23 protein-coding genes and 2 tRNA genes are annotated in these 26,828 nt (G+C 56.8%); 9 read left to right on the top strand and 16 right to left on the bottom strand.

Annotated features, from left to right (window positions below; all coding sequences use genetic code 11):
• Window positions 1-23: 23 nt before the first annotated feature.
• Window positions 24-1,460 carry a sodium:proton antiporter NhaD gene (gene nhaD, locus ACEPPP_RS18940; protein ID WP_374088912.1) on the top strand — a complete coding sequence of 479 codons (1,437 nt, stop codon included), beginning with the start codon at window positions 24-26 and terminating at the stop codon, window positions 1,458-1,460.
• A 136-nt stretch (window positions 1,461-1,596) separates the two neighbouring features.
• On the opposite strand, the gene ACEPPP_RS18935 is transcribed toward nhaD, so the two are convergent.
• The 11 genes from ACEPPP_RS18935 to ACEPPP_RS18885 all read right to left on the bottom strand — a co-directional run bounded on the left by ACEPPP_RS18935 (window position 1,597) and on the right by ACEPPP_RS18885 (window position 10,299).
• Window positions 1,597-2,709, bottom strand: coding sequence for an IS5 family transposase (locus ACEPPP_RS18935; protein ID WP_374086814.1), 1,113 nt, complete (start codon window positions 2,707-2,709; stop codon window positions 1,597-1,599).
• A 62-nt stretch (window positions 2,710-2,771) separates the two neighbouring features.
• On the bottom strand, window positions 2,772-4,181 hold the full coding sequence (locus ACEPPP_RS18930; protein ID WP_374088911.1) for an amino acid permease: 1,410 nt from the start codon (window positions 4,179-4,181) through the stop codon (window positions 2,772-2,774).
• 134 nt (window positions 4,182-4,315) lie between these two features.
• Complete coding sequence (locus tag ACEPPP_RS18925) at window positions 4,316-4,582, bottom strand: succinate dehydrogenase assembly factor 2 (protein WP_374088910.1); 267 nt, start codon at window positions 4,580-4,582, stop codon at window positions 4,316-4,318.
• Window positions 4,582-5,367 carry a succinate dehydrogenase iron-sulfur subunit gene (locus ACEPPP_RS18920; protein ID WP_374088909.1) on the bottom strand — a complete coding sequence of 262 codons (786 nt, stop codon included), beginning with the start codon at window positions 5,365-5,367 and terminating at the stop codon, window positions 4,582-4,584. Before ACEPPP_RS18920 ends, ACEPPP_RS18925 begins: the two co-directional genes overlap by 1 nt.
• A complete protein-coding gene (gene sdhA, locus ACEPPP_RS18915; protein ID WP_374088908.1) occupies window positions 5,367-7,151 on the bottom strand; it encodes a succinate dehydrogenase flavoprotein subunit in 1,785 nt (594 codons plus the stop codon). The genes ACEPPP_RS18920 and sdhA overlap by 1 nt, the downstream gene beginning before the upstream one ends.
• A gap of 3 nt (window positions 7,152-7,154) precedes the next feature.
• Window positions 7,155-7,535 (bottom strand): succinate dehydrogenase, hydrophobic membrane anchor protein, encoded by a 381-nt coding sequence (gene sdhD / locus ACEPPP_RS18910; protein ID WP_374088907.1) that lies wholly within the window; start codon window positions 7,533-7,535, stop codon window positions 7,155-7,157.
• 3 nt (window positions 7,536-7,538) lie between these two features.
• A complete protein-coding gene (sdhC, locus tag ACEPPP_RS18905; protein WP_374088906.1) occupies window positions 7,539-7,925 on the bottom strand; it encodes a succinate dehydrogenase, cytochrome b556 subunit in 387 nt (128 codons plus the stop codon).
• Window positions 7,926-7,951: 26 nt separating this feature from the next.
• The gene (locus tag ACEPPP_RS18900; RefSeq protein WP_374088905.1) at window positions 7,952-8,131 is read right to left on the bottom strand and encodes a DUF1674 domain-containing protein; all 180 of its coding nucleotides are present in this window, start codon (window positions 8,129-8,131) and stop codon (window positions 7,952-7,954) included.
• 231 nt (window positions 8,132-8,362) lie between these two features.
• Window positions 8,363-8,438, bottom strand: a tRNA-Phe gene (locus tag ACEPPP_RS18895).
• A 52-nt stretch (window positions 8,439-8,490) separates the two neighbouring features.
• Window positions 8,491-8,566, bottom strand: a tRNA-Phe gene (locus ACEPPP_RS18890).
• A 131-nt stretch (window positions 8,567-8,697) separates the two neighbouring features.
• On the bottom strand, window positions 8,698-10,299 hold the full coding sequence (locus ACEPPP_RS18885; RefSeq protein ID WP_374088904.1) for an alkaline phosphatase: 1,602 nt from the start codon (window positions 10,297-10,299) through the stop codon (window positions 8,698-8,700).
• A 212-nt stretch (window positions 10,300-10,511) separates the two neighbouring features.
• Between ACEPPP_RS18885 and ACEPPP_RS18880 the strand changes: the two genes are divergently transcribed.
• The gene (locus tag ACEPPP_RS18880; RefSeq protein ID WP_374088903.1) at window positions 10,512-11,138 is read left to right on the top strand and encodes a PilZ domain-containing protein; all 627 of its coding nucleotides are present in this window, start codon (window positions 10,512-10,514) and stop codon (window positions 11,136-11,138) included.
• 306 nt (window positions 11,139-11,444) lie between these two features.
• Entirely contained in the window at window positions 11,445-13,223 is a 1,779-nt protein-coding gene (locus ACEPPP_RS18875; protein WP_374088902.1) for a multicopper oxidase domain-containing protein, read from the top strand.
• Window positions 13,224-13,333: 110 nt separating this feature from the next.
• On the opposite strand, the gene ACEPPP_RS18870 is transcribed toward ACEPPP_RS18875, so the two are convergent.
• Both ACEPPP_RS18870 and ACEPPP_RS18865 read right to left on the bottom strand, forming a co-directional pair.
• Entirely contained in the window at window positions 13,334-13,786 is a 453-nt protein-coding gene (locus tag ACEPPP_RS18870; protein WP_374088901.1) for a cyclic nucleotide-binding domain-containing protein, read from the bottom strand.
• 137 nt (window positions 13,787-13,923) lie between these two features.
• Window positions 13,924-16,722, bottom strand: coding sequence for a cation-translocating P-type ATPase (locus ACEPPP_RS18865; RefSeq protein WP_374088900.1), 2,799 nt, complete (start codon window positions 16,720-16,722; stop codon window positions 13,924-13,926).
• 210 nt (window positions 16,723-16,932) lie between these two features.
• Here ACEPPP_RS18865 and ACEPPP_RS18860 point away from each other — a divergent pair, with 210 nt between their 5' ends.
• The gene (locus ACEPPP_RS18860) at window positions 16,933-17,457 is read left to right on the top strand and encodes a helix-turn-helix domain-containing protein (RefSeq protein ID WP_374088053.1); all 525 of its coding nucleotides are present in this window, start codon (window positions 16,933-16,935) and stop codon (window positions 17,455-17,457) included.
• Complete coding sequence (locus ACEPPP_RS18855) at window positions 17,396-18,157, top strand: transposase (RefSeq protein ID WP_374088051.1); 762 nt, start codon at window positions 17,396-17,398, stop codon at window positions 18,155-18,157. Before ACEPPP_RS18860 ends, ACEPPP_RS18855 begins: the two co-directional genes overlap by 62 nt.
• A gap of 79 nt (window positions 18,158-18,236) precedes the next feature.
• Here the strand turns inward: ACEPPP_RS18855 and fchA are convergent, their stop codons facing one another.
• Together fchA and cysS are read right to left on the bottom strand one after the other, a co-directional pair.
• Window positions 18,237-18,866, bottom strand: a complete 630-nt coding sequence (gene fchA / locus ACEPPP_RS18850) for a methenyltetrahydrofolate cyclohydrolase (protein ID WP_374088899.1) — start codon at window positions 18,864-18,866, stop codon at window positions 18,237-18,239.
• Window positions 18,867-18,926: 60 nt separating this feature from the next.
• Window positions 18,927-20,333, bottom strand: a complete 1,407-nt coding sequence (gene cysS / locus ACEPPP_RS18845) for a cysteine--tRNA ligase (protein WP_374088898.1) — start codon at window positions 20,331-20,333, stop codon at window positions 18,927-18,929.
• Window positions 20,334-20,475: 142 nt separating this feature from the next.
• Here cysS and ACEPPP_RS18840 point away from each other — a divergent pair, with 142 nt between their 5' ends.
• The 4 genes from ACEPPP_RS18840 to ACEPPP_RS18825 all read left to right on the top strand — a co-directional run bounded on the left by ACEPPP_RS18840 (window position 20,476) and on the right by ACEPPP_RS18825 (window position 24,981).
• Window positions 20,476-21,054 (top strand): peptidylprolyl isomerase, encoded by a 579-nt coding sequence (locus ACEPPP_RS18840; protein ID WP_374088897.1) that lies wholly within the window; start codon window positions 20,476-20,478, stop codon window positions 21,052-21,054.
• 91 nt (window positions 21,055-21,145) lie between these two features.
• Window positions 21,146-21,862 carry a UDP-2,3-diacylglucosamine diphosphatase gene (lpxH, locus tag ACEPPP_RS18835; protein WP_374088896.1) on the top strand — a complete coding sequence of 239 codons (717 nt, stop codon included), beginning with the start codon at window positions 21,146-21,148 and terminating at the stop codon, window positions 21,860-21,862.
• 270 nt (window positions 21,863-22,132) lie between these two features.
• Window positions 22,133-23,986: a methanol/ethanol family PQQ-dependent dehydrogenase gene (locus ACEPPP_RS18830; RefSeq protein ID WP_374088895.1), complete on the top strand. Its 1,854-nt coding sequence runs from the start codon at window positions 22,133-22,135 to the stop codon at window positions 23,984-23,986.
• Window positions 23,987-24,111: 125 nt separating this feature from the next.
• Entirely contained in the window at window positions 24,112-24,981 is an 870-nt protein-coding gene (locus ACEPPP_RS18825; protein WP_374088894.1) for a quinoprotein dehydrogenase-associated putative ABC transporter substrate-binding protein, read from the top strand.
• A gap of 54 nt (window positions 24,982-25,035) precedes the next feature.
• On the opposite strand, the gene malQ is transcribed toward ACEPPP_RS18825, so the two are convergent.
• The gene (gene malQ, locus ACEPPP_RS18820) at window positions 25,036-26,520 is read right to left on the bottom strand and encodes a 4-alpha-glucanotransferase (RefSeq protein WP_374088893.1); all 1,485 of its coding nucleotides are present in this window, start codon (window positions 26,518-26,520) and stop codon (window positions 25,036-25,038) included.
• Window positions 26,521-26,828 lie beyond the last annotated feature (308 nt).

Here is a 26,828-nt window from a genome sequence, read left to right as displayed (position 1 = left end):
AATCGACAGAACAAATAAACCACATGAATATCATCCATTTTCTCGCCTTTTTTTTACTGTTACCCGAAATCGCGCTGGCGGAAGAGACGGGTACCTCCGGGCCGGCCGCGTCATTAGACCTGACTCGTCATGTCATCGGCTATCTTTCGGTAATGGTGACAATATGCGCGTATGTAGCCGCGATGGCCGAAGACGTGATCGAATTGCGCAAATCCAAGCCTATGGTATTGGGCTCGGCGATCGTCTGGTTTGCGATCTGCATTTATTATGCGCTGCATGGCGAAGCGAAGACCGCGGCGCTGGCGTTTGAAAGCAATCTGCTCGCCTATGTCGAACTGCTGTTGTTCATTCTGGTGTCGATGACCTACCTGAATGCGATGGAGGAGCGCGGCGTCTTCGACGGCCTCAGGATTTGGCTGCTGAGCCGCCAATACAGTTACCGCAAACTGTTCTGGATCACCGGCGTTCTAGCATTCTGCCTTTCGACCGTGATCAGCGGTCTGGCTGTGGGCTTGATCATGGGCGCGGTAGCCGCCGCAGTCGGCAAAAACAAACCACAATTCGTCGGTTTGGCCTGCGTCAATGTCGTCGTGGCGACCAACGCCGGCGGCTCGTTCAGCCCCCTCGGAGGCATCTCGACGCTGTTTGTCTGGCAGCATAAAATCCTGCATTTCACCGAGTTTTTTTCTATCGCTCTGCCTTGTCTGGTGAATTTTCTGGTCCCCGCATCGATCATGCACTTTTTTGTTCCGAAGGAAACGCCGGCCGCCTCAATGTGTCCGATCAATCTTCTGCGCGGCAGCTGGTGGGTGATTATTCTTTTCGTGGTGACGCTGATCATTACGGTTTGGTCCAACGTCGCGCTGGAACTTCCGCCGGCCGCCGGCATGATGGCGGGTTTGGCGTTGCTGCAGTTTTACTGTTTTTTTCTGACCAAGACGGCGCAGAAAAATCCGAGCGAATTTGCTTATGTCTACAAGTTCTTTCATCTGGATGTTCCGAGAGAGAACAGCAAGCAGGATTTTGATGTCTTCAAGAATGTAGGCAACATCGAATGGGATACCCTGCTGTTTTTTTATGGCGCGATGATGATCATCGGGGCGCTGGGCTTCATCGGTTACCTCGATGCGATTGCGCATTTCCTTTACGGACAGATCAGCCCGACGATGGCTAATATTGCGATCGGCCTGTCATCCGCATTCATCGATAACGGCACACTGATGTTTGCGGTATTGACCATGCATCCCGATATTCCGCCCGGCCAATGGCTGCTGTTGACCTTGACGCTGGGCGTCGGCGGTAGTCTGCTGGCGATCGGTTCGGCGCCCGGCGTCGGTTTGCTCGGCCAGATCAAGGAAGGTTATACCTTCGGTTACCACATGCGCTGGATGCCGGTCATCTTGCTGGGCTATTTCGCCAGCATCGCGGTGCATTATTGGATCAATGGCAGCTATTTTTGATGCCAGTGACCACCTAATCGACAATCGGAAAAAATTTTAGGGTCGAGACCCGCCAGGTTTTAAAACCCTGGCGGGTCTGTGGTGACACAAGGAAGTTATTTTTAATCGAATCCTTAGAGGGTGTAGACAAAATAAACTACCCTGTCAGCCGACTGGCGAGAATTCTCGCTTCGGCGAGCCAAACCCAGGCTTCAGAGACATCGGTCAGGCGGTCGTGATGCATGATCAGGCGGCGGGCGCGCTCGTTCCAGGCGTGGGTACGCTCGACCACCCAACGTTTAGGCAACACGGTGAAGCCGGTGGTCAACGTTTCAGGGAACAAATCGTGCTGACCGGCTTGCGCCCACCGTCCTACATTCCGATTCGCCGGATGGCGAACGACTTCCACCGTGACGCCGTGCTGTTGCTGGACCGTAGCCGCCCATTGCCCGGCATAAGCCGAATCGACAAACAGGCGTTGCACGGTCGGGTACTTGGCAGCAGCACGGGCGATCGCCTCGGTGCCGGCATCGCGATCTTGCAGACTGGCGGCACATACGCTGATGGCCAAGACGAGCCCTAAGGTATCGACCACAAGATTGCGTTTGCGGCCTTTGACCTTTTTGCCGGCGTCGTAACCGGAAGGCCCGCCCTGCGGCGAACTGCGCGTGCTTTGCGCATCCAAAACCGCGGCGCTGGGCTCCTCTTCCCGCCCTTCGCGCACACGCCACATCTGCCGCAGACGATCGTGCATGGCCTCGAAACGACCTTGTGCGCTCCAGCGCCGGAAGGTTTTGTAGACGTTATCCCAATGCGGGAAATCTTTCGGCAACAAGCGCCACGCACAGCCCGTGCGGACGACATAGCAACACGCATCGACCATGGTGCGTCGCGACACCTTCTCCGGCACTCCCCGTCCGCCTTCAGGCTCGAACAAGTCTTGCACCAGCGCCCATTCCGCATCCGTCAGCGAACTCGCATAGCGTTCGTCTTGCACTGGCTGACGATGGCGTTCCTGATAACCATACCGTTTGAGCTTAGCATCCGCCGTCTTACCAATCGCCGCCGAACGCTTTGCCGGTTTTATCCGCTGGATGCCCGCGGCCGTCAGCGCTTTGCGTAACGTGGCGCCGTGGACGCAGCGCGAAGTGCGCTCCTGAAAGGCTTTGACCAGTTCTTCCAATGTCGCCGTTGGTTTCTCCGCGGTCAGTTCCTTGAGTATCTCTAAATCCCCAGCGGTTATTTTGGCAGGTCGGCCGCTACGCTTCATCACTCGACTTTTTGATATAATTCTAGAAGCCTCCTATTTTACTTTATTTTGTCTACACCCTCTTAGGACGCCTGCCGCAGCTTGCTGTGGTGCATCGAGTAACTGAAATACACGATCAATCCCAGCGCGAGCCAGACAATAAACCGCAGCCAGGTCAGCGCCGGCAAAAACGCCATCAGCGCGCCGCATGAAATCATGCCGAGAATCGGAAACAAGGGGCTAAAAGGCGTACTGAAAGGGCGCTTGATATCCGGCTGCGTGATGCGCAGCACGATCACGCCCAGACAGACGAGCACGAACGCCGCCAGCGTGCCGATATTGACGAGTTCCGCCAGATCGCCGAGCGGCATGAAGCCGGCGATCAACGCCATCACCACGCCGCAGATCACGATCACCCGCACCGGCGTTTGCGTCGTCGAATTGACCACGTTAAAAAACGGAGACAGCAGACCGTCCCGCGACATCGCGAAAATGATCCGCGTCAGTGCGTAATACAGCACCAGCATCACGGTGGTCAGCCCCGCGATCACGCCGGTCGAAATCAACGCCGACGCCCAGTTGATGCCAACTAATTTGAGTGCGTGGGCGACCGGTGAAGACACGTTCAACTCGGTATAGGGCACCACGCCGGTCAGAAGACCCGATACCAGGATGTAAATGAGCGTGCAAAATATCAGCGATGAAACGATACCGAACGGCAGATCGCGCTGCGGATTTTGGGCTTCTTCGGCCGCGGTCGATACCGCGTCGAAACCGACATAGGCAAAAAACACGATCGATGCGCCGGCCAGGACGCCGGTGGTCTTGCCGTCGGGCAGGGTCTCAAACCAGCCGAAAGGCATGAAAGGATGCCAATTGTCCGGGTTCACGTTAAACAGTGCGACCGCGATAAATACCGTGATCGTGACCAGCTTGACGAAAACCATCGCATTATTCGCTTTTGCACTCTGTTTGACGCCGATGATCAAAAGCCCCATCAGGATCAGAATGATCAGAAAGGCCGGCAGGTTGATCAGGCCGCCGAGTTTCGGCGCCTTGGTCAGCGCTTCCGGCAGCGCTAAACCGATCGCTTCCAGCGCGTTATTGAAATAACCCGCCCAGCCGTTCGCGACGGCCGCGACCGAAATGCCGTACTCCAAAAGCAAGTCCCAGCCGATGATCCAGGCGATCAACTCGCCGAATGCCGCATAGCTATAGCCGTATGCGCTGCCGCAGCCGCCGACCGCGGCCGCCAGTTCCGCATAGGACAGCGCGGCGAAGGTGCAGGCGAAACCCGCGACGATGAACGATAATACGACCGCAGGCCCTGATTGCGTCGCGGCGGCGATGCCGGTCAGTACGAATATCCCCGTACCGATGATCGCGCCGATACCGAGAAAGGCCAAATCCCATGCCGTTAAACAGCGCTTCAGTCCCAAATCGGTTTCCAGATCAGTCTCGATCCGTTTAGTCCGGAATATTTGCAGTGCCATGCACAGTCTCCATTTGCGATAGTGTTAGAAAGAGGTGAAAAATCTGAAAAAACTTTATCACAAAGAATACTATGCGGCGAATCCATGCGAATAAATTGAGGACGAGTTCCGCGTCGCACTTCTGCGGCGCTTGATCAATGGCCGAGTCCGCCCGGATAAGCGCCCCCCGCGAGGTTTCTGATCTTGGCGATCAAGATATCAAAACCCTGAGCATCCGGCGCTTTCCCGCCGACCAAAACACTCAGCAATTCGTCGTCTTCCCAAGTCAACAAGTCGACAAATTGGGCCTGCTCATCACCACTCGCCTGCAAATAGCCGTTTTCCAGAAAGTGCAGCAGCAAAATGTCCAGTTCGACAACGCCGCGCCGGCATCGCCACTTCAGCTTCTCGAACGAACGCATCAACCTTCTTGCCGTTGCACCAGCAGTTTTTTGATTTCCGCGATCGCCTTGGCCGGATTCAAGCCTTTCGGACAGGTATCGGTACAGTTCATGATCGTATGGCAACGGTACAGCTTGAACGGATCCTCCAGAGCGTCGAGGCGTTCGCCGGTGTTCTCGTCGCGGCTGTCGGCGATCCAGCGATAGGCCTGCAGCAAGACCGCGGGGCCGAGATAGCGTTCGCTGTTCCACCAGTAGCTCGGGCAGCTCGTCGAACAGCAGGCGCACAGCACGCAATCGTACAGTCCGTCCAGCTTGGCGCGGTCCTCGTGGCTTTGCAGGCGCTCGCTGTCGGCGGGCGGCGGGGTTTGGGTCTCGATCCAGGGCTTGATCGAGGCGTATTGCGCGAAAAAATGGGTCAGATCGGGCACCAGGTCTTTGACCACCTGCGCATGCGGCAGCGGATAAATCCGTATCGTGTCGGGATAGGAGTCGATCGCCTTCGTGCAGGCCAGCGTATTCTTGCCGTTCACGTTCATCGCGCAGGAACCGCAGACGCCTTCCCGGCAGGAGCGGCGGAAGGTCAAGGCGCTGTCGATCTCGTTCTTGATCTTGATGATCGCATCCAGCACCATCGTGCCGCAGTGTTCCTTGTCGAGCTCATATATATCGATACGCGGATTCTCGCCGCTGTCCGGGTCCCAGCGGTAAATCTCGAAACGGCGAATCGCTTTCGTGCCTTTGGGCGCCGGATAGGTTTTTCCTTGAGTGATGCGCGAGTTAAGCGGCAGGGTGAATTCGGCCATCAATAGATCCTCTCTTTGGGTGGAAAAACCTCGACTTCGTCGGTCAGGGTGAAAAGATGCACCGGGCGGTAATCGATCTTGACCCGATTACCTTCGGTCCAGGTCAAGGTGTGCTTCAGCCAGTTCGGGTCGTCGCGGCCCGGATAATCCTCGCGGGCGTGGCCGCCGCGGCTCTCCTTGCGGTTGCCGGCCGCGGTGATCGTGACCTGGGCCTGACTCAACAGATTGTCCAGTTCCAGCGTCTCGACCAGATCGGTATTCCAGATCAGCGAACGGTCTTTCAGGCCGACATCCGCGAACGAGGCGCGAATCTCGCCCATCGCCTCGATGCCTTCGTCGAGCGTCGATTGGGTCCTAAACACGGCCGCCTTCGTTTGCATCGTTTTCTGCATGTCCAGGCGAATGTCGGCGGTCGGACGGCTGCCCTGCGCGTGGCGGATCTTGTCGAAACGCGCGATCGCCTGATCGGCCGCATCCCCGCGCAGCGGTTTGTGCGCATCACCCGGCTTGATCAATTGGGCGCAGCGAATCGCGGCGGAGCGGCCGAACACGATGATGTCGAGCAGGGAATTCGAGCCGAGCCGGTTCGCGCCGTGTACCGACACGCAGGCCGCCTCGCCGATCGCCATCAGGCCCGGCACCACATGGTCGGGATTGCCGTCCTTCAGGGTCACCACCTCGGTCCGGTAGTTGGTCGGGATGCCGCCCATGTTGTAATGCACGGTCGGCAGGACCGGGATCGGCTCCTTGGTCACATCGACGCCGGCGAAGATGCGCGAGGTTTCGGCGATACCGGGCAAGCGTTCGTGAATGATCGCGGGATCGAGATGTTCGATGTGCAGATAGATATGATCCTTCAGCCTGCCGACGCCTCGGCCCTCGTTGATCTCGATCGTCATCGCCCGACTGACGATGTCGCGTGAAGCCAGATCGCGCGCGGACGGCGCATAGCGCTCCATGAAGCGCTCGCCCTCCGAATTGGTCAGATAACCGCCCTCGCCTCTGACCCCTTCGGTGATCAGGCAACCGGAGCCGTAAATGCCGGTCGGGTGAAACTGCACGAATTCCATGTCCTGCAACGGCAGACCCGCGCGCAGCACCATCGCGTTGCCGTCACCGGTGACCGTGTGCGCGGAGGTGCAGGAAAAATAGCTGCGCCCGTAACCGCCGGTCGCAAGCACGGTCGCATGCGCCTTGAACAGATGCAGCGAGCCGTCGTCCAGGCACCAGGCCAAGACGCCCCGGCAGACGCCGTCTTCCATGATCAAATCGAGCGCGATGTATTCGACGAAAAATTCGGCATTGTGCTTCAACGCCTGCTGATACAGGGTGTGCAGGATCGCATGGCCGGTCTTGTCCGCCGCCGCGCAGGTGCGCAGTGCCCGGCCCTTGCCGTAATGGGTGGTCATGCCGCCGAATGCGCGCTGATAGATCTTGCCTTCCGGCGTCCGTGAAAACGGCACGCCGTAATGTTCGAGTTCGATCACCGCCGGCATCGCCTCCCGGCACATGTATTCGATCGCGTCCTGATCGCCGAGCCAGTCGGAACCCTTGATCGTGTCGTACATATGAAAGCGCCAGTCGTCTTCGCCGGCGTTGCCGAGCGCCGCGCTGATGCCGCCCTGCGCCGCGACCGTATGGCTGCGGGTCGGAAATACCTTCGTGATACAGGCCGTCTTCAGGTTTTTCTCGGCCATGCCGAAAGTCGCCCGAAGGCCCGCGCCGCCGGCGCCGACCACCACCACGTCATAGGTGTGTTCAATAATCTTGTAAGAAGCCGTCATGAATCATCCAACTTGAATAGAGCGAAATACGGCTAACAACGCCGTCAGCGCGAGCAAAACCAAGGCCAGATTGACCAGCCAGATCGATACGATCTTGCAGCCTTCGTGGCCGACATAGTCTTCGATCACGACGCGAAGGCCCAGCCCCGCATGGTAAAAAGCCGCCGCGATAAAGGCCAGCACGCCGACCATATTCAAGGGCGCGGCCAGCCAGGCCTGGGTTTCCGCATAAGGCGCACTCGCGCCGAGATCGATCAGCTTGATCAGCCAGTAAGATAGCGGAATCAGCGCGGCCGCGGTGACCCGCTGCATCCACCAGTGCGTCGTCCCGGATTTCGCCGAACCCAATCCGCGAGCCCTCGTTAAAGGCGTTCGAAATTTCATAAGCTAATCCGCACTCAACAGAACAAAAGAAACCAGCGTCAACACGAGCGAGGCCGCCAGTTCGATCCAGGCATGGCGGTTCAGCGTTTCGAGTTCGAACCCCCGGCCCGCATCCCAGATCAAATGCCTGACGCCATGGCACAAATGAAAAAACAGCGCATAGATGAAACCCCAACTCAAGCAGCGCATCCACCAGGTGGAGGCGAACGCCTGTAGCGCAGCATAGCCCTCCGGCCCCGAAGCCAGCGCGGACAGCAGATAGACGACATACAGCAGGCCGAACGACAGCAGCACGCCGGTCATCCGGTGAGTGATCGACAGGATGCCGGTCAACGGCAGCTTATAGACTTGCAGATGGGGCGAAAGCGGTCTTTGCGGTTGCGCGCTCATGGGCTTGTTCCGGAGTGGAGGAAGGATTAAAAATCGATGCAGCGGCCGTTTTTTTCCCAGTCGCCGTAACGGGTCGGCTCGGGGCCTGCAAAGCCGCCGACTTCTGCGCTAGGGGATGAGGACAAGGGGAACCCGGGCTGCTGAGAGCCGGTCGGTTCCGGCCGCTCGTGCTGTTCTGGATGGAATGTCGATTGTTCCGTCATCATCGCTGGGGAGCTATCTGAATGAAAGGAATCCATGCGGCAAGGCACGGAGAGCGAAGGCGGGGATGCGGACTGCGAGTTTTCCGGACGACCAAAGCCGATTGGCGCTAGCCGCAAAAAAAATCACACGGGAAAATCGGAAGTTCGACGGATTAGCCTGTCGCAAAGCTTGCCCGTATTATATAGAGCAATAGGACTCGGCAACAAGGGCTAAAAACGCTTTGAAGCAAAAAATGGTGCCCAGGGACAGAATCGAACTGTCGACACAAGGATTTTCAGTCCTTTGCTCTACCGACTGAGCTACCTGGGCAATGGCTGATCGTACAGCCTGGGGATAAACCTAACTGAGTTTTTTGCAGGAATGGTGCCCAGGGACAGAATCGAACTGTCGACACAAGGATTTTCAGTCCTTTGCTCTACCGACTGAGCTACCTGGGCATGCCTGCAAAAAACGCATATTTAACCCGATAATCGAACACGCGTCAATAGAAAATTATTTATTTATTCGAAGCAAATAAAATAGCCTTATGAATCAACGCCTATTGAATACTTCAGTCTCCGTGCCGATATCACGTAGGCGATGGCATGAGGTCTTGCGCAAACAGTGTAACGCCGTCGATATCTTTTAATGACACCGTCATCACCCGGCTGTCGCCGTCGATATCGACTTGGCCGAAGGACTGCAAGCCGAACAAGGGCGACAAATTAGGTTCGGGTGCGGCCTTTTGAAAGATCACTTGCGGACCGAAGGTATCGTCGAGCTCATGCGGCCCGAAGCTGCCCGCATTCAAGGGGCCGGCGACAAACTCCCAGAACGGTTCGAAATCCTTGCAACGGGCCTTGGCCGGATCGTAAAAATGCGCGGCCGCGTAATGCACGTCGGCGGTCAGCCAGACCGTGTTGCGAACCCCTTCCTGTTTGATGAACGCCAGCAGTTCGGCCAGTTCGAACTCACGCCCAAGCACGGGGCCGTCGCCGTTCGCAACACTGTCGAATTGCGCCCGGTTCAGCGGATCGACACCGTCGCGCGATTCCAAACCGAGCGGCATGTCCGCCGCGACCACCTTCCAGACCGCGGCCGAATTTTTCAGCTCGGCTTTCAGCCAATGCAATTGCTCGCGGCCCAGATAGGCGGTATCGACGTCCGCCTGGGCCTGGCGATTGTGATCGTTACCGCTACGGTACGAACGCATATCCAACACGAACACGTCGAGCAAGGGTCCGTAAGACAGTTTACGGTAAATGCGCCGCGCCGAATCGGCGGGCGCCAAACGCATCGGCGCATATTCGAGCGCGGCTTTTCTGCCCCGTTCGACCAGCCTGGCGATCGCTTTTTCGCTGTAGCGCGGATCGTCGTCCAGATCTTTGGCCGGCGACCAGTTGTTGGTGATTTCATGATCGTCCCAGAGCCAGACGGTCGGCACTTCCGCGTTGAACCGGCGCAAATTGTGATCGAGCAGGTTGTATTTATAGCGGCCGCGGAACTCGTCCAGCGTTTCGGCGACCTTGGTGACTTCCGGAATCACCAGGTTGCGCCAGATTTCGCCGGTCTGCGGCACGACCTGAGACGCCTGAATCGGACTGTCCGCATAGATGCTGTCGCCGCAATGGATGAAAAAATCCGGCTCGGTTTGCCGCATCGTTTCAAAGATTCGCATGCCGCCGATGTCCGGATTGATGCCCCAGCCCTGCCCGCAGGTATCGCCGGACCAGAGAATGCGGAGGGACCGCGCCGCATCGGGTGCGCTCCGAAATTGGCCGTAACTGGGCTGACTCAGGACTTTGCGATTATCGCTGTCCTGAAACCACACCCTGACGTAAACCATTTGTCCTGCCGGCAGCCCGGTCAAATCGATACGGACCGTGTAGTCCGTCCCGGCCAACGCCAACGGTCCAGGCCGCAATTTGGCATCGGTAAAATCGGGATTGAAACTGTATTCGACGAGCATGCGGCTCGGACGGTCGGCGCGGCTCCAGACGATCGCACGATCCTGCAGCACATCGCCGAATTGAACCCCCTGCGCCGACTGCGGTCGACCGGCCCACTCGGCAGAATCGCCCGCTGCGGCAATGCTGCTGCGCCCGCTCATGGACGGCACAAGCCCCGAGCCCAATAACAATCCCGACGTTTTGATGAAATGGCGGCGGGACTGTTGAAAATCATTCCACATAACACGCACCGAATCTTAATACTGGCTGTATTATTGAAACAAGTCATGACAGGATCGTGACGGGATAATGAACGCTTGAAGACAAGGCTCAGGCCGGGGAAAAAGCCATCCGGACATCCCGCACGAAAACCTCGGAATTGACTACACTTGACGATTACATGAAAGTGAAAATGACCGCTATTTAGCGAGTTAAGATCAAGCAGGAGAAAAAAATGATACTGGAATTACCGCGCTCTTTGCGAAAAGACACGCATCTGCAAGGACTGCTTTTTTTGAACGGGGAAGAGAGGGACATCATCGTAAAGAATCTCTCGATCACCGGGCTGCTGGCCGAAATGGATCAGCAAAAAGGCGCCGAAAAAGACATCAAGGATATTTTTAATGCGCTGCGCTCTTCGACCCTGGTCGACATTTTCATCCCGTCGATGCGTCTGGCCGGCGAAATGGAAGTGATCCGGGCCGAATCCGAAAAAGATAAGATATTGATCGCATTCGAATTTAAGTCGGTCGCCTACGACGTCGATGATTTCATTTATCGCAGGAATACTTACCGCCAAAGGATGCCGGGAACCGGCCGCATCCTCTTGCATGGCGCCTATCGCCCCTTCACGGCGAAAAATGTTTCGGTCGAAGGCCTGATGATTCATTTGAGCGAGGCGGTTACGGTCGAGCCGCTTGGCACGAAGACGGCCTTCGAATTCGAGCCCCTCGAAATGACAGGGGAGGCGCGCATCGTCTGGTTCGAACATCCGCACCCTAACGAAACGTTGATGGGCCTTTGTTACGTGCATCTAAAATACGCCGAACCAAAGGGTATCCCGCGTTTTGCGAACCGATGACCGGAACGGACGGCTTCAAGGCCCTGTAGCCGAGCATGAGCCCGCTTTCTGCCGATCGACTTGTTGATCGGCACTTCTTACGACTTGATCGTACACTTCCCCGGAAAACCGGCGCCCGTCCGCCCGGTTTTATCTTGCCGAACTTTTCACCCTGGCGTCCATCCATTATAATTCACGGGTTTTATTGATGTCGTGCTTGCCGTCAAGGAAGACTTCGACGTTCTAATTTGTTAGAATCAGTAAGGTAATTAACCTTGCGCCCACCGGGGGCAAGCGTTTTATTCGTGTCGTTTTCCGAGGTAAATTATGCAAAAAAAGCTTCTTGCCATTCTTTGTGGCGCCCCCCTGCTCCTTGCGCCCACCTGGAGCCAGGCCGCCAGCGATCTGCCGCCCAACGGAAAAACCGAACTGGGCGAGGTGGAAGAAGTCTGTTCGAACTTCACCGACCCCGAATGGCGCAAGGCCCAGACGATTGACGGCGTCGAGATTCAGGAGTCGCTGCTGTGCAACCCGGACAACCCGGCCGAAATCGCCGCGTTTGTTAAGGGCACCAATGGCGTTTCGATGGACACCCTGATGCAGACCCAGCTCGCGGCCGACGCGATCACGGTATCCGACGACATGGACGGCGACGGCGACCCGGACAAATACATCATCAAGCTCGAAGTCGCCGAACTGAACGGCCATTCGCCGGACATGAAGGACCCGACGACCACGTTCGACATCGCCCCAGGCATTCAACCGACCTTCTGGGTATTCGCGCCGAAAACCCGCGACATGTCGACGCTGAGCCTGTACGAGCCGATCGCGAACCCCTTGCTGCGCTCGCCGTCGCCGGTGATCCGCGTCGAACAGGACGACATCATCTGGCTGGTGCTCGAAAACACCCATTATCTGCCGCATTCGATCCACCTGCACGGCATCGACCATCCTTACATGGACCACATGGGCAGCGGCAACGACGGCGTCGGCCAAACCAGCTCGATGGACGTGATGCCCGGAGGCAAGAAGACCTATGTGATCAAGCCGCGTCAAGCCGGCACGATGTATTACCATTGCCACGTGCAGCCGCATGTGCATATTCCGATGGGCCTGCAGGGCATGTTCGTGATCGAGGAGAACCGGCCGAACAACTGGCCGCAAGTCTTCAACGTCGGCGCAGGCCATGTCCGCCACCCCTCGGTCGCGGTTCTCGAAAAATATAACGCGGAATATGACCTGCATTATCAATCCGCGGACAAGGAACTGCATGAACTCGCCCGCTCGGTCAACGACCCGCGTCTGATCGCGAAACGGTTGAATCTGGATTACGACGTGACCGAGGCGAAGGACGATTATTACATGCTGAACGGCCGCGCGTTCCCTTATACGCTCAGGGAATCGCTGGTCGTATTGGAAAAGGACCAGAAGGTCAAGCTGCGCGTCTATAACGGCACCCAGGAAACGATCGCGGTGCATATCCATGGACACAAACCGACCTCGACGCACTATGACGGCGTCGACAACGGACCCAACTCCTTTATCACCCGCGACGTGCACGGCCTGACGCCGGCGCAACGTCTCGACCTGGAGCTTTCGGGCGTCGATGACGGCTTGCACAGCTTCGGCGAGGGCGTCTGGATGTTCCACGACCATGTCGAAAAAGCCTTTACGACCGACGGTGTCGGCGAAGGCGGCGACATCAGCCTGGTCGTCTATAAAAGCTTCCTGAACGAGAAAGGCATCCCGTCGTTGCACGGCATGAGTCTTGCGCCTTATTTCACCAAGGAATTCTGGCAGAAAAAATACCCGATCTGGCAGGACATGGATGCCTGGCACAGCCTCGGCTTTCCTGACGTGAAAGCCGGCTATCAGCCGGCCAAAAAAGCCGTGCAGATCGCCCAACCGAGCTCGGTCGCGACGCCGGCAAACGCTCCCGGCGCTCCGGCGCAGGCACCCGGCGCCGCCGCGCAGGAAGAATCCTCGGGATTCGGCAAGCTGATCTTCGGCCTGCTGCTCGGCTTGTTCAGCTATTGGGGGATCATCAAACGGGAGTGGCTGCTCGGCCTGTTCAGAAAACTGGTCAAGAACAATCCGGCCAACTAACAGAGACCTGGATCGATGACGGCGCAGGGAGGCGCCGGTTGTCGGCAATCAATTGAAGTACAGCCTGAGCCTAACTGAATCGGCTCAGGCAATCATGAAAACGCTACGATTTAGGCCGCGTTTTCGTTCAGGTACAGCTCCAGGACGGTTTTGGTGCGGATATTGTTTTGGCGCAGATGCCGCACCAGATTCATGAATATCTCGCGCAACACAAAGTAGCCTTTTTCCGGATTCTGATCCATAAAGCGGATCAGGCTCGGCCCGTCGATCCTGACGATCTCGCAATCGGTCAGCGCGATCACTTCCGCGCTACGCCGATCACCGTCAAACATCGCCAACTCACCAAAAAAATCATTTTCTCCAAGGCGCGCCAGCCCTGCGGGCAACTTGGCTCCACCGGCTATGAAACTTGATCTGACTTGCACTTCGCCTTGTAGAATAAAATAAACATCCTGGCCTTCGTCGCCTTCTTCCAGGACGATGTCCTGCTTGCGGTACACCGATTTTTCAAACGGCACGATTTTTGAAAAAAGTGGATCATCAAGTAAAGTCAATATATTCATCGCTGCCCTGCTCCTGCCAAGGTAAATAATTTGCCTCGCTTAATACTAGCAGAATATCCATTTAATTCTTGCTAATTAACATATTTATCGACGCCGTAATAAATCTGGATAGCCCAGGCTTGGAGAGCCTTTATCGGCTATTTGACTCGCCGGCGCAGCAAGACTTTCCGGATTTCCAGAACCAGCAATGGGAAGAGCCCCAAACCCAACCAGGCCACACAATGTTTCAAGGAAATCGGCTCAAGCGAAAACAGGGACCGGAGAGCCGGCACATAATGGATCAGCCATTGCAAAAAAAAGCTCACCGAGACGGTCAGGAACAGCCAAAGATTCGACAACAGGCCGACTTCAAAAATGGTCCTGCCGTTGCTGCGCGCGCTGAAGGCCCACAGCAGTTGCGCCATCGCCAAGGCGGTGAAGGTGGCGTCTCGCGCGTGCTCCAAGCCGTCGCCATCCAGATAATATTCATAAGCAAAGGCAGACAGAGAGACGGTTGCAATCAAAAAGCCCGCCAAGAGGGTCAGGCGAATAAAGCCTCCGTCCAGCAATTGCGCTTCCGGCGGGCGCGGCGGGCGTTTCAGCACATCGGAGGCGATCGGATCGACCGCCAGCGCCAGCGCCGGCAGACCGTCGGTGACCAGATTGATCCATAACAGATGCAGCGGCAATAACGGCAAAGGCCAGCCCAGCATGGCGGCGACCAGCATCACCGTCAACTCGGCGGCATTGCCGGCGAGCAGATAAACCAGGGTTTTCGCGATGTTGTCATAAATGCCGCGCCCCTCTTCGACCGCCGCGACGATCGACGAAAAGTTGTCGTCGGTAATGATCAGATCGGCGGCCTCCTTGGTCACTTCGGTGCCGGTTCGCCCCATCGCGATGCCGATCGCGGCTTCCTTCAACGCCGGGGCGTCGTTGACACCGTCGCCGGTCATCGCCACGACCTTGTTGCCTACCTTCCAGGCGCGCACGATACGGAGTTTGTCTTCGGCGGTCACCCGCGCATACACCGAAATGTGTTTTACGGCTTCGGCCAGTTCGTCATCCGACATCTTCTCCAGATCGCGTCCTGTGACAACCTTGTCGCCCTCGGCCAGGATGCCCAATTCATGCGCGATCGCCGCCGCGGTGTCGGGATGATCGCCGGTAATCATCACCACCTTGATGCCGGCGCTCCTGCAGCGCGCGACCGCGCTCTTCGCCTCGGCCCTCGGCGGGTCCTGCAAGCCGAACAGGCCGAGAAAAATCAATTCCCCTTCGATTTGCTCGGCGCTGCCGCTGCTATCGGGCAAAAGCCTCTGGGCGACAGCCAGCACGCGTAACGCATCGTGCGCCATCCATCCCGCTGATTGGTTTATCACTGCCCGGTCTTCATCGGTCAACGGCCGTATCGCGCCAGCATCTTGAATATAAGCGCAACGCGCCAACACGACCTCAGGCGCCCCCTTGGTAAAAGCGAGGGCCGTGTTTCCCTGCCGGCGCACCACGGTCATGCGCTTACGGTCGGAATCGAAAGGCAACACGGTGAGCCGGGGCGCGCTCATTTCGATATCGCCTCGGCTGATGCCGCCTTTGGCCGCGGCAACCAGTAAGGCTCCTTCGGTCGGATCGCCGATGATGCCGCCGTTGACAATCTCGGCATCGTTGCAGGCGGCAGCGGCATACAGTAACGCATAGAGATCCGGATCATCCGCCGGCTTGCGCTCCTTGTGTTCCGACAGAAACACCCCGTTAACGCTATAGCCTTCGCCGGTCACTGTGTACAAACGCCGGCCGCCGACCAGCCGCCGCGCGGTCATCTCGCCGACCGTCAAGGTGCCGGTCTTATCGGTGCAGATCACTTCCGCGCAGCCCAAGGTTTCGACCGATTGCAGGCGGCGCACCAGGGCGTTGCGCCGAATCATGCGCTGGACGCCCAACGCCAGAGCCACCGTCACGACGGCCGGCAAGCCTTCGGGAATGGCGGCCACGGCCAGGCTGATCGCGGAAAGAAAAATTTCGAAAGGCGCAATCGAGCGCAGCAGCCCCAACACAGAGACCAACGCCACAATGCCGAGGCAGGCCCACAAAAGATAGCGCGTGGTTTTATCGAGCCGCTGTTGCAGCGGCGTCGCGCCGCTTTCGGCGGTGTCCAGCAATTGCGCGATGCGTCCCAACTCGGTGCGCATGCCGGTCGCAATCACCAAGGCCTGGGCGGAACCGCCGGCAATACTGGTGCCGAGAAACACCATATTGCTGCGATCCGCCAAAGGCGTTGCGAGCGACAAAATGCCGATAGCCTTGTCCACCGGCAGGGATTCGCCTGTCAATGACGCTTCGTTGGCACGCAGCGCGGAGGCGCTGATCAGGCGCGCGTCCGCCGCCACCAAATCGCCGGCTTCGAGCTGCAACAGGTCGCCGGCCGCGACCTCGGAGGCGGCGCAAACCAGCGCATGGCCGTCCCGCATCACCCTGGCCTTGGGTGCGGCCAAGCGCGCCAAAGCGGCCGCGGCTTTTTCGGCGCGAAACTCCTGGATGAAACCAATCAACGCATTCAGCCCGACAATCGCAATGATCGCGATGCCGTCGGCCTTTTCGCCGAGATAGACCGATATCGCCGCCGCGCCGATCAGAACCCATATAACCAGGCTGGCAAACTGCCTTAAGAAAATAGCCAGCGAGGATACGACCATGCCTTTACGCAGTTCGTTGCGGCCGTCCCGCTGCAAACGCCGCAGGACTTCTGCCGAATTCAAGCCCTTGGCTAGATCGGCGACTAATTCGTTCGCAACGGATTCCAGCTCGCGATCATGCCACGACCGGCGAACGGTGCTTCGGGGGGAATGGGAAGGGATTTTCCGCCAGCAGCGGAAAATATCGACAATGACCAGCAAGCCCGCCAATACGAAAACCGCCGACAGGACCCAGACCACGCAAAAGGACTCTCCGAACATCATAGATGCCACCCTGACATGAATTACCGCTATAAAGACAATTACACATCAATACGGAAGTTAATGCACAAAAAAAGCGCAAAAACGCCCAAGCCTTCTGCGTTCAGAGACATTGTCCACGAAAAACACGAAAGGCACGAAAAATTTCCTAGTACTACAAACCTAAAAAATGAAGGATAATAGCAAGCCCGAAAATCATCCCGCAAGGAAGCGATGCGCCCACTCACTCCGCTTATTTTGACGCAAGCCCAACAATCGACGCTGGAAGCCATTGTTCGAAGTCGGCAACTGCCGCACAGTTTAGTGCAGCGGGCGCGCATCGTCTTAAATGCGGGAGCCGGCCGTCGCAACAAGGCCAGCGCGCAGGGTCTGAACATCAAGGAAGAGACGGTCGGTTTGTGGCGTCGTCGTTGGCTGTCGGCCCAAGAGGCGCTGGCTGCCTGCGAAGATGATCCCGAACGTTTACGCCGGCAGATCGAGACGATTCTGGCGGATGCGGAACGTCCGGGTGCACCACAGACCTTCAGCGCCGAACAGGTCTGCCAACTGCTGGCGTTGGCTTGTGAAACGCCGCCTTCACCCTTGACGCATTGGACGCGCAAAGATTTGGCACGGGAAGCCGTTAAGCAAGGCATTGTCGACCGTATCTCAGCGACCAGTATTGGTCGTTTTTTAAATGCAGGGTCAGCTAAAGCCGCATCGAACGCGCTATTGGCTGAATCCCACCATCGACGATGAAGCCACCTTCCAGGTCAACGTCGAAGCGGTATGCGACCTGTATCGGCAAGCCCCGGCGCTGCATGCGCAAGGCATTCACGTGATCAGCATCGATGAAAAAACCGGCATTCAGGCCCTGGAGCGCATTCACCCCGCACAGCCCATGCAACCCGGACAGCCGGAACGGATCGAGTACGAATACCGGCGCCACGGCACCCAAGCCCTGATTGCCAACTTCGAGGTGGCAACAGGCAAGGTCATTGCGCCCACTGTTCAGGACACACGAACAGAAGCTGACTTTGTCGCCCACGTGCAGCAAACCGTCGCCACAGACCCTCAGGGGCAATGGCTGTTTGTGGCCGATCAGTTGAACACCCATAAATCCGCGACGCTGGTGGAATGGATCGCCAAAGCCTGCGGAATTGACGAGGACTTGGGCGTGAAAGGGGAACGCGGAGTACTACGGGATATGAACTCCCGCGCGGCTTTTTTGCAGGACGAAAGCCATCGCATTCGCTTTGTTTATACGCCCAAGCATTGCTCGTGGCTGAATCAGATCGAGATTTGGTTTGGCATTCTATCCCGTCGCTTGCTCAAACGGGCAAGCTTCACCTCGAGAGCAGATTTGAAAGGACGTATTTTTCAGTTTATCGATTTCTTCAATGAAACCCTCGCTAAGCCTTTTCGCTGGACTTATACCGGAAGGCCTCTGGTGGTTTAAAAATTATTCGGAGAATTTCCGGTGCGTTGTACTAGCCCAATCCTTGTTTTCGTGGATATTAACCGTGCAGGATATCCGCTTATAATTTGACTTTCACGATTTGATAGATTTCCTCGGCCGCCGCTTCGGCACCTTGCAATAACGCTTCCAACTCGGCCAGTTTGGCTTCCGCGAAATCGCGGTCTTTCAGGCTGCCGGCATTGATATAGACATTCAGCGCCGCGCTTTTCAAGGCGCCGTAGCCCGCCATCGCCGCGACGCCGGCGTCGCTGATCACGCCGAGGTTGCCTTTGTCGGCGGCGATCCGGCTCAGGTCGATCGCTTCGCGGCAGGCTTCTGCGCAGGCCAAGGGGACTTCGGTCGCTTCCTTCAAGGCTTCCTGGATCGCCGCAGAGCGCGCGGCTTTTTGTTCGTCGGTGTCTTTCGGCAGGCCGTAGGTCGCCATCAGCCGGTTGAAGACATCGGCATCGGCCTTGATCATGCCGGTCAGCCTTGCGCGCAAGGCTTCGGATTTTTCGAGCAAGGCCTGCATGTCCGCCTCGACTTCGGCGTATTTGGGCTTGCCGATCGTCAGGTTGCAGACCATGCTGGTCAAGGCGGCCGATTGCGCCCCCATCACCGCGGCCGCGCCGCCGCCGCCCGGCGTCGGCGCCTTGCTGGCCAGTTCGTCGAAAAAGGTTTCAAGGGATTGGTCTTTGATTTCGATCATCGGGTGAAATTTACAAACAGTTAAGGTAGGTGCGTTGCCGCCTTGCAGATCGGGCAGGATTTACCCGCGCCTCCAGTTGGTCGTGCCGTTCGGCGCATCTTCGAGGATGATGCCTTGCTGCTTGAGGCCATCGCGGATTTGGTCGGCCAACGCCCAGTTCTTGGCTTTTTTGGCGTCCAGGCGGGCCTGGATCTGCTGATTGATCGCCTCTTCGGAAAGGCCGCCCGCCGCAGGGTCGACCGAGGCTTCCGCCACATCGCCTTTCAGCCAGACCTCCGGACCGGCCTGCAACAGCCCCAACAATCCGCCCAGTTTCTTCAGGCTCGCCGCCAGTTGCCCTGCCCGTTCGGGATCATCACCCTTGGCTTTGTTCACCTCGCGCGCGAGGTCGAACAACACCGAGACCGCGACCGGCGTATTGAAGTCGTCATCCATCGCCTGCTCGAAACGGCCTTGATAGTCGGCCAGCACCGGCAAATCCGGAACGGCGATCCCGCGCAGGGCGGTGTAAAGCCGGTTCAGCGCGGTCGCTGCCTCGTTCAGTTGCTCGTCCGAATAATTCAGGGGGCTCCGGTAGTGGCTCGACAGGATGAAGAAGCGGATGATTTCGGGCCGGTATTGCTTGAGCACCTCGCGCACGGTGAAGAAATTGCCGAGCGACTTGGACATCTTTTCTTCGTTGACGCGCACGAAGCCGTTGTGCATCCACAGGTTCACGAACTTCTCGCCGGTCGCGCCTTCGGACTGGGCGATCTCGTTTTCGTGATGCGGAAACTGCAAGTCCATGCCGCCGCCGTGAATGTCGAAATGGTTGCCGAGGCAGCAGGTCGACATCGCCGAGCATTCGATATGCCAGCCGGGACGGCCCTCGCCCCACGGCGACGGCCAGGACGGCTCGTTCGCCTTCGCCATCTTCCAGAGCACGAAATCGAACGGATTCTGCTTGGCCGCATCGACATCGACCCGCTCGCCGGCCTGCAAGTCTTCGAGCTTCTTGCCGGACAGGCTGCCGTAGTCCTTGAATTTTTCGACCGCGTAGAACACGTCGCCGTTGGCGCCGACATAGGCATAGCCCTTCGCGAGCAAGGTTTCGATCATCGCGATGATCGAGGCGATCGACTGCGTCGCGCGCGGTTCGATGTCCGGCGGCAAAACCGCCAGCGCGCGCTCGTCTTCGTGCATCGCGTCGATGAAGCGCGCGGTCAGTTGGTTGAAATCCTCGCCGTTGTCATTCGCGCGCTGGATGATCTTGTCGTCGATGTCGGTGATATTGCGCACATAGGTCAGGTCAAAGCCCAGGTGGCGAAAATAGCGCGCGACCGTATCGAACACGACCATCACCCGCGCATGGCCGATGTGACAATAGTCGTAAACGGTCATGCCGCAGACATACATGCCGACCTTGCCTGCGTTGCGCGGCGTGAAGGCTTCTTTTTGACGCGTCAGGGTGTTGTAGATTTTCAACATGAACCGAGGATACCGTTATCTATAGAGCGCAAAAATTGAGCCGCTCGTCTGCAAAACGGTACAATTTACCAAGCGCCCGCTTCTCTTTCAAGGTGAAAACACATAAACTTATCGTCTTTGTATCTTAGCCAAGGAAAAAATTATGCGCATCGCCTTTCTGAGTCTGATACTCGTTTTACATTCAACACTTTCATTCGCAACGGAAAACAAAATGTCTGATACCCCGAAAGTCAAACTGACCACTTCTCTTGGCGCCATCGTGATCCAGCTGGATCCGGTCAAAGCCCCGGTTTCATCGCAAAACTTTCTCGCCTATGTGAACAAGGGCTTTTACAACGGCACGATCTTTCATCGCGTGATCAAGGGCTTCATGGCGCAAGGCGGCGGTTTCGACAGCCAATTCCAGCAAAAAGCGACCGACGCGCCGATCAAGAACGAAGCGGACAACGGCCTGCCGAACAAACGCGGCAGCATCGCGATGGCGCGCACCAATGATCCGAACTCCGCAACCGCGCAATTCTTCATCAACTATGCGGACAATGCCTTCCTGAACCACACCAGCCCGACGCCCAGCGGCTGGGGCTATGCGGTATTCGGCGAAGTCGTCGAAGGCATGGACGTGGTCGACAAGATGGCCGAGCAAGCGACCGGCAATCGCGGCCCGCATCAAAACGTGCCGAAGACCGACATCGTGATCGAGAAGGCCGAAGTCGTAAAATAAATTAAGGCGCGCGGTGAACAGCAAAGGGCGGAAAATGAGCGCCCTTTGCTTTTTTCGCCATCGATCTTCGCCTGATTGCCCGCCTTAATTTATGATCCTCTTCATTTCCGATCTCCATCTCTCCCTCGACAAACCCGAAATCACCCGCCGCTTTCTGCATTTTCTCGAACACCGTGCGGTTGGCGCCGAAGCCTTGTACATCCTCGGCGACCTGTTCGATGCCTGGATCGGCGACGACGATCCGACGCCGCCGAACGGCAGGATCAAGGCGCAGCTCAAAAAATTGACCGACGCGGGCACCCAGGTGTTCCTGCAGCCGGGCAACCGCGATTTTCTGCTCGGCGAACGCTTCTGCCGGGACACAGGGGTGAAGCTGCTCGGCGATTATCAAGTGATCGATCTGTACGGCGTCCCTACCCTGCTCACGCACGGCGACCTGCTCTGCACCGACGACCTGCCTTATCAGGCCTTTCGCGCGAAGTCGCATACGCCGGAATGGACGCGGTCGGTACTGAGCAAACCCTTGCTTTTGCGTCTTTTCGCCGCGCGCTGGTACCGCCTGCGCAGCTTTTGGCACAAGCGCAAAAAAAGCCAGGAGATCATGGATGTGAATCAACAAACGGTGATCCGGGTGATGCGGGAACACGGCTGCAAGCGCCTGATCCACGGCCATACGCACCGGCCGGCTGTGCATGAGTTAGGGGTTGACGGCCAGGCCGCCCGGCGTTTCGTGCTCGCCGCCTGGAGCAAGGAGGCCGGGCAAGCGTTATGCTGGACGCCGCAAGAGTATCGTATCGAAACTATTTGAGAGGTAGTGAACGCGGCCAGTCCGATCAATTCAAGAAAAAATAAGGCTGTCACAAAATCGCAACAGTATAATTTTTTTGTGCTTTCGCCTTTGATGATGCGCCTTTTAGCCTTTTTGATATTGACTTTTTGGGCAAAATCCTTGAATCTACGCATCTGGAGTGAGCCTGTTTTGACCCTTAGAAAAACAATAATTCACCCAAAAACTAATATTAGTCAAAAATAAATAATCAGTATTTTGCGGCACAGCAAAATACCAGGAGAGAAAAATATGAAGAAGCCTTTTAAAAGTTGGCTGCTAGCTTCCAGCGTGGCTGCAATTTTGGCCGCGCCTGCAATCGCAACGGCTAACAGCGATCTTGAAAAACTTTCGCAAAACCCTGCTAACTGGTCTATGTGGGGCGGCAACTACGCAGGCACACGTTACAGCGAACTGGATCAAATCAATACCAGCAACGTAAAAAACCTGCAACCTGCCTGGTCTTTTTCTACCGGCGTTCTGCGTGGTCATGAAGGCGGCCCACTGGTCATCAACGACACGCTTTACGTCCACACTCCATTCCCTAACACCGTTTACGCGATCGATCAAAAAACCCAATCGATCATTTGGGAATACACCCCGACGCAAGACGCGGACGTGACCGTTCCCGTGATGTGCTGCGACACCGTTAACCGCGGTCTGGCATACGGCGACGGCAAAATCTTCCTGCAACAATCCGACACCGTGTTGACCGCATTGGACGCCAAAACCGGTAAACGCGTATGGAGCGTGCAAAACGGCGACCCGAAACTGGGTATGACCAACACCCAATCACCATTGGTTGTCAAAGACAAAGTCATCACCGGTATTTCCGGCGGCGAATTCGGCGTACGCGGCTTCCTGGCGGCATACGACATCAAGACCGGCCAGTTGGCGTGGAAAGGCTACAGCATGGGCCCTGACTCCGACACCCTGATCGATCCAAGCAAGACCACCACCTGGAAAGACGGCAAAGTGGCTCCTGTCGGTCCTAACTCAAGCACCAGCACTTGGGAAGGCGACCAATGGAAAATCGGCGGCGGCACCACCTGGGGCTGGTACAGCTACGATCCGAAATTGAACCTGGTTTACTACGGCTCAGGCAACCCATCGACCTGGAACCCTGTACAACGTCCTGGCGACAACAAATGGTCGATGTCCCTGTGGGCTCGCGACGCGGACACCGGAGCGGTCAAATGGGTTTACCAAATGACTCCACACGACGAATGGGACTACGACGGCATCAACGAAACCGTTCTGGTCGACCAAGAAGTCAAAGGCAAGCTGCACAAAACGATCGTGCATTTCGACCGTAACGGCTTCGGCTACACCCTGGACCGTGAAACCGGCGAACTGTTGGTTGCAGAAAAATTCGACAAGTCGGTCAACTGGGCGACTCATGTCGACATGAACACCGGCCGTCCACAAGTCGTTTCTAAATACAGCACCGAGCAAAACGGTGAAGACGTCAACACACAAGGCGTCTGCCCTGCTGCATTGGGTTCCAAGAACCAACAACCGGTTTCTTACTCTCCGCAAACCGGCCTGTTCTACATCTCGGGCAACCACCTGTGCATGGACTACGAACCGTTCGAGGTTTCTTACACCGCAGGCCAGCCGTATGTCGGCGCGACCCTGACCATGCAGCCAGCCGGCGCGGACGTACTGACCGGCCAGCCGGACGGTTCTACCAACCTGGGTCAATTCACCGCTTATGACGCGAAAACCGGCAAGATCGCATGGTCGAACAAAGAGCCATTCTCTGTTTGGTCAGGTTCTGTCGCAACCGCCGGCGGCGTGGTGTTCTACGGCACGCTGGAAGGCTACCTGAAAGCGGTCGATGCGAAGACCGGTCAAGAATTGTATAAATTCAAGACCCCATCCGGCATCATCGGCAACGTCAACACCTGGAGCTACAACGGCAAACAATATGTCGGCGTACTGTCAGGTATCGGCGGCTGGGCAGGTATCGGTATCGCTGCCGGCCTCGACAGCGGTAAAGAAGACTCCAACTCCGAAGGTTTGGGTGCGGTCGGCGCTTACAGAAGCCTGAGCTCGTTCACCAAGCTGGGCGGTACCTTGACCGTGTTCGCATTGCCTAACTAATCCAATCATTTTTTAGGTTGAACACAGAGCCCTGGCTGATTTATCAGTCAGGGCTTTTTTATTCTGAGCCTTCCGTTCTTTTATACCCCAATTCCTATCACCCCTTTCACTGGAGGAAACCATTCATGCGGGCAAAGTCCACTCTTCATCGCTTGCTGATCAGCGCCGTGTTGGCCGGAGCCGCCACGGCGCCGCAGGCGAAAGAAAAATTCAAGATCTGCGCCGATCCGTTGAACCCGCCCTACTCGACGCAAAAACAAGACGGCTTCGAGAACAAGATAGCCGAATTGTTTGCGAAAAAACTCGGACAGGACATCGAATACACCTGGTTTCCGCAGCGCATCGGCTTCATCCGCAATACCTTGAATGCGCCGGTCGACGAAAAAGCCGTGGACAGCCAGGAGTTCAAATGCGATGTGGTGATGAACATCCCCGCCGATTCGGACATGGCCTTGGCCACCGAACCTTATTATCAATCGACCTATGTGCTGCTGATCGCGAAAGGCCGCGGTTTTGACGACGTCAAAAGCGCGCAGCAGTTGGTCGATCTGCCCGTGGAAAGGCAGGATACACTGAAAATCGCGATGTTCGACCGCGGCCCCGGCACCGCCTGGATGCAAAAATTCGGCCTACTGGACATGGGCATTCCGTACCAGTCGATGTCAGGCGATGAAGACAACAATGTCGCGATGCAGCTCGACCAGGATTTTAAAGCGAAAAAGATCAACATGGTGATCGTCTGGGGACCGATTGCGGGCTACCTCGTTTCGCAAGGTCCGAAGAACGGCTATACGATGATTCCGATGCCTTCGACGCCGGGCATCCCGTTTGAATTCGCGATGGCGATGGGGGTCAGGAACGGCGATAAGGCGCGCCAGCAAACGCTAAACAAATTGATCGCGGAAAACAAGGATCAAATCAGACGGATTATCGAAAGCTACCATATTCCGTTGACCGAGATCAAAAAGCCGGCCAAGCCGAAGGACGACGATTGATAATCCCTGGCCTGCCGGGCTATAAAAGCCTGACAGGCCTGGAAGAGGGGAATCCTAACCCGCGCGTTTTCGATCGAACAACTCGACCATGTGCGCCAGCCTCCCGGCTCTTTCGTCGGTCAGCTGATCCCACTGAAAACGCCATTTCCAGTTGCCGACCGTGGTGCCTGGAGTATTCATCCGATGCTCGGCATCCAGTTCCAGAATGTCCTGCATCGGAATCACCGCGAGATTCGCGACCGAGCTCAACGCGGCCTGCATCAACGCCCAGTGCAGCGGAACTGAGGGAAAACCGAGATAGTCGTAAACATAATGCTTTTGCTGATGGCTCAGGTTGTGCACCCAGCCGATCGTCGTATCGTTATCGTGCGTGCCGGTATAAGCAACGCAGTTTTGGGTGAAGTGAATCGGCAGATAGGGATTGTCGGCATTGCCGCCGAACGCAAAATGCAGGATCTTCATGCCCGGCAGCTCGAACTGATCCCGGAGCTCCTCGACTTCGCGGGTGATCACGCCCAGATCTTCGGCCACCAGCGCAATCTCGCCGAAGTGGTCGTTGATCGCCTGCAACAGCGCCTTGCCGGGCGCCATTGCCCAAGCGCCGTTGATCGCGGTGTCTTCATGCGCGGGGATTTCCCAGGCCGCCTCGAAGCCACGGAAGTGATCGATGCGCAGGATGTCGAACTGTTCCAGTTGCGAGGACATGCGTTTGATCCACCAATCGAAACCGTTTTTTTGCAGCGCCTCCCAATCGTAATGCGGATTGCCCCAGCGCTGTCCGTTCGCGGAGAAATAGTCCGGCGGAACGCCTGCGACCACCAGCATCTCGCCCGCTTCGTTCAGCTTGAACACATCGCGGTTGGCCCAGACGTCCGCGCTGTCATACGCGACGAAGATCGGCACATCGCCGAACAACAAGACGCCTTTCTGGTTCGCATAATGCTTCAGGCTCATCCATTGCCGGTAAAACACAAATTGCTCGAATTTGATGCTGTCGATTTCGCGTTTCAGGCGCCGGCGAATTTCCTTCAATGCTTTCGGCTCCCGTTCCTTGTAACGCTCGGGCCAGCGATTCCAACCTTGGCCGCCGAATTCGTTTCTGAGCACGATGAATAACGCAAAATCATCCAGCCAGAACGCCTTGGCTTCGCAAAATTGCGCGAATTCTTCCTGTTCGGCGGCGCTGGCGCGATCCAGAAAACCGTAATACGCTTGCGCGACCAGATCGCTCTTGTTGAATTCGCGCGATTCCCGGATCGCGGGACCATGATCGGAAAAATTCAGCCAGCCCGACTCGACCAATTGATCGAGACTGATCAGTTCCGGATTCCCGGCATGCGCGGAAAGGCACTGATACGGCGAGCCATCGGCATGCGTCATGCCGAGCGGCAAGGTTTGCCACACCGAGACACCGCAATTTTGTAGAAAATCGACAAAATAATATGCATTTTGACCCAGATCTCCCTGGCGGTCGTGGCCCGGCAGGGAAGTGATATGCAGGAGTACGCCTGCACGCCGTTGGTTCAGTACATTATTCAAGCAGCAATCTCAATCAAGTAGGTTCAAAAATCTGAATGGGGCTTCGCCGAGCGCAGAGGATCGACCAACCCATTGTACAAAGCGGGAGTGATAAAACGCAGAAACGCCGCCACGAAAATCGTCGGACATCGAATCGCTTTGCCGCAGGCAGGTGAAAGTCTGTTTGACAGTCGAATTCGAAATGCCGTGATCCATTTGTCGCGGTGCAATAAACTGAACGGAATTGGGTATTTCAAGCGGAAAGAACGCCATCAAGGGCCTGCTTCTGCCGCCTGCTGAAACGATCGCAATGATCGTTTATAAAGAGC

It is taken from the genome of Methylomicrobium lacus (genome assembly GCF_041897535.1).
GTDB lineage: Bacteria > Pseudomonadota > Gammaproteobacteria > Methylococcales > Methylomonadaceae > Methylomicrobium > Methylomicrobium lacus_A.
This window is presented reverse-complemented; position numbering and strand designations above follow the sequence as displayed.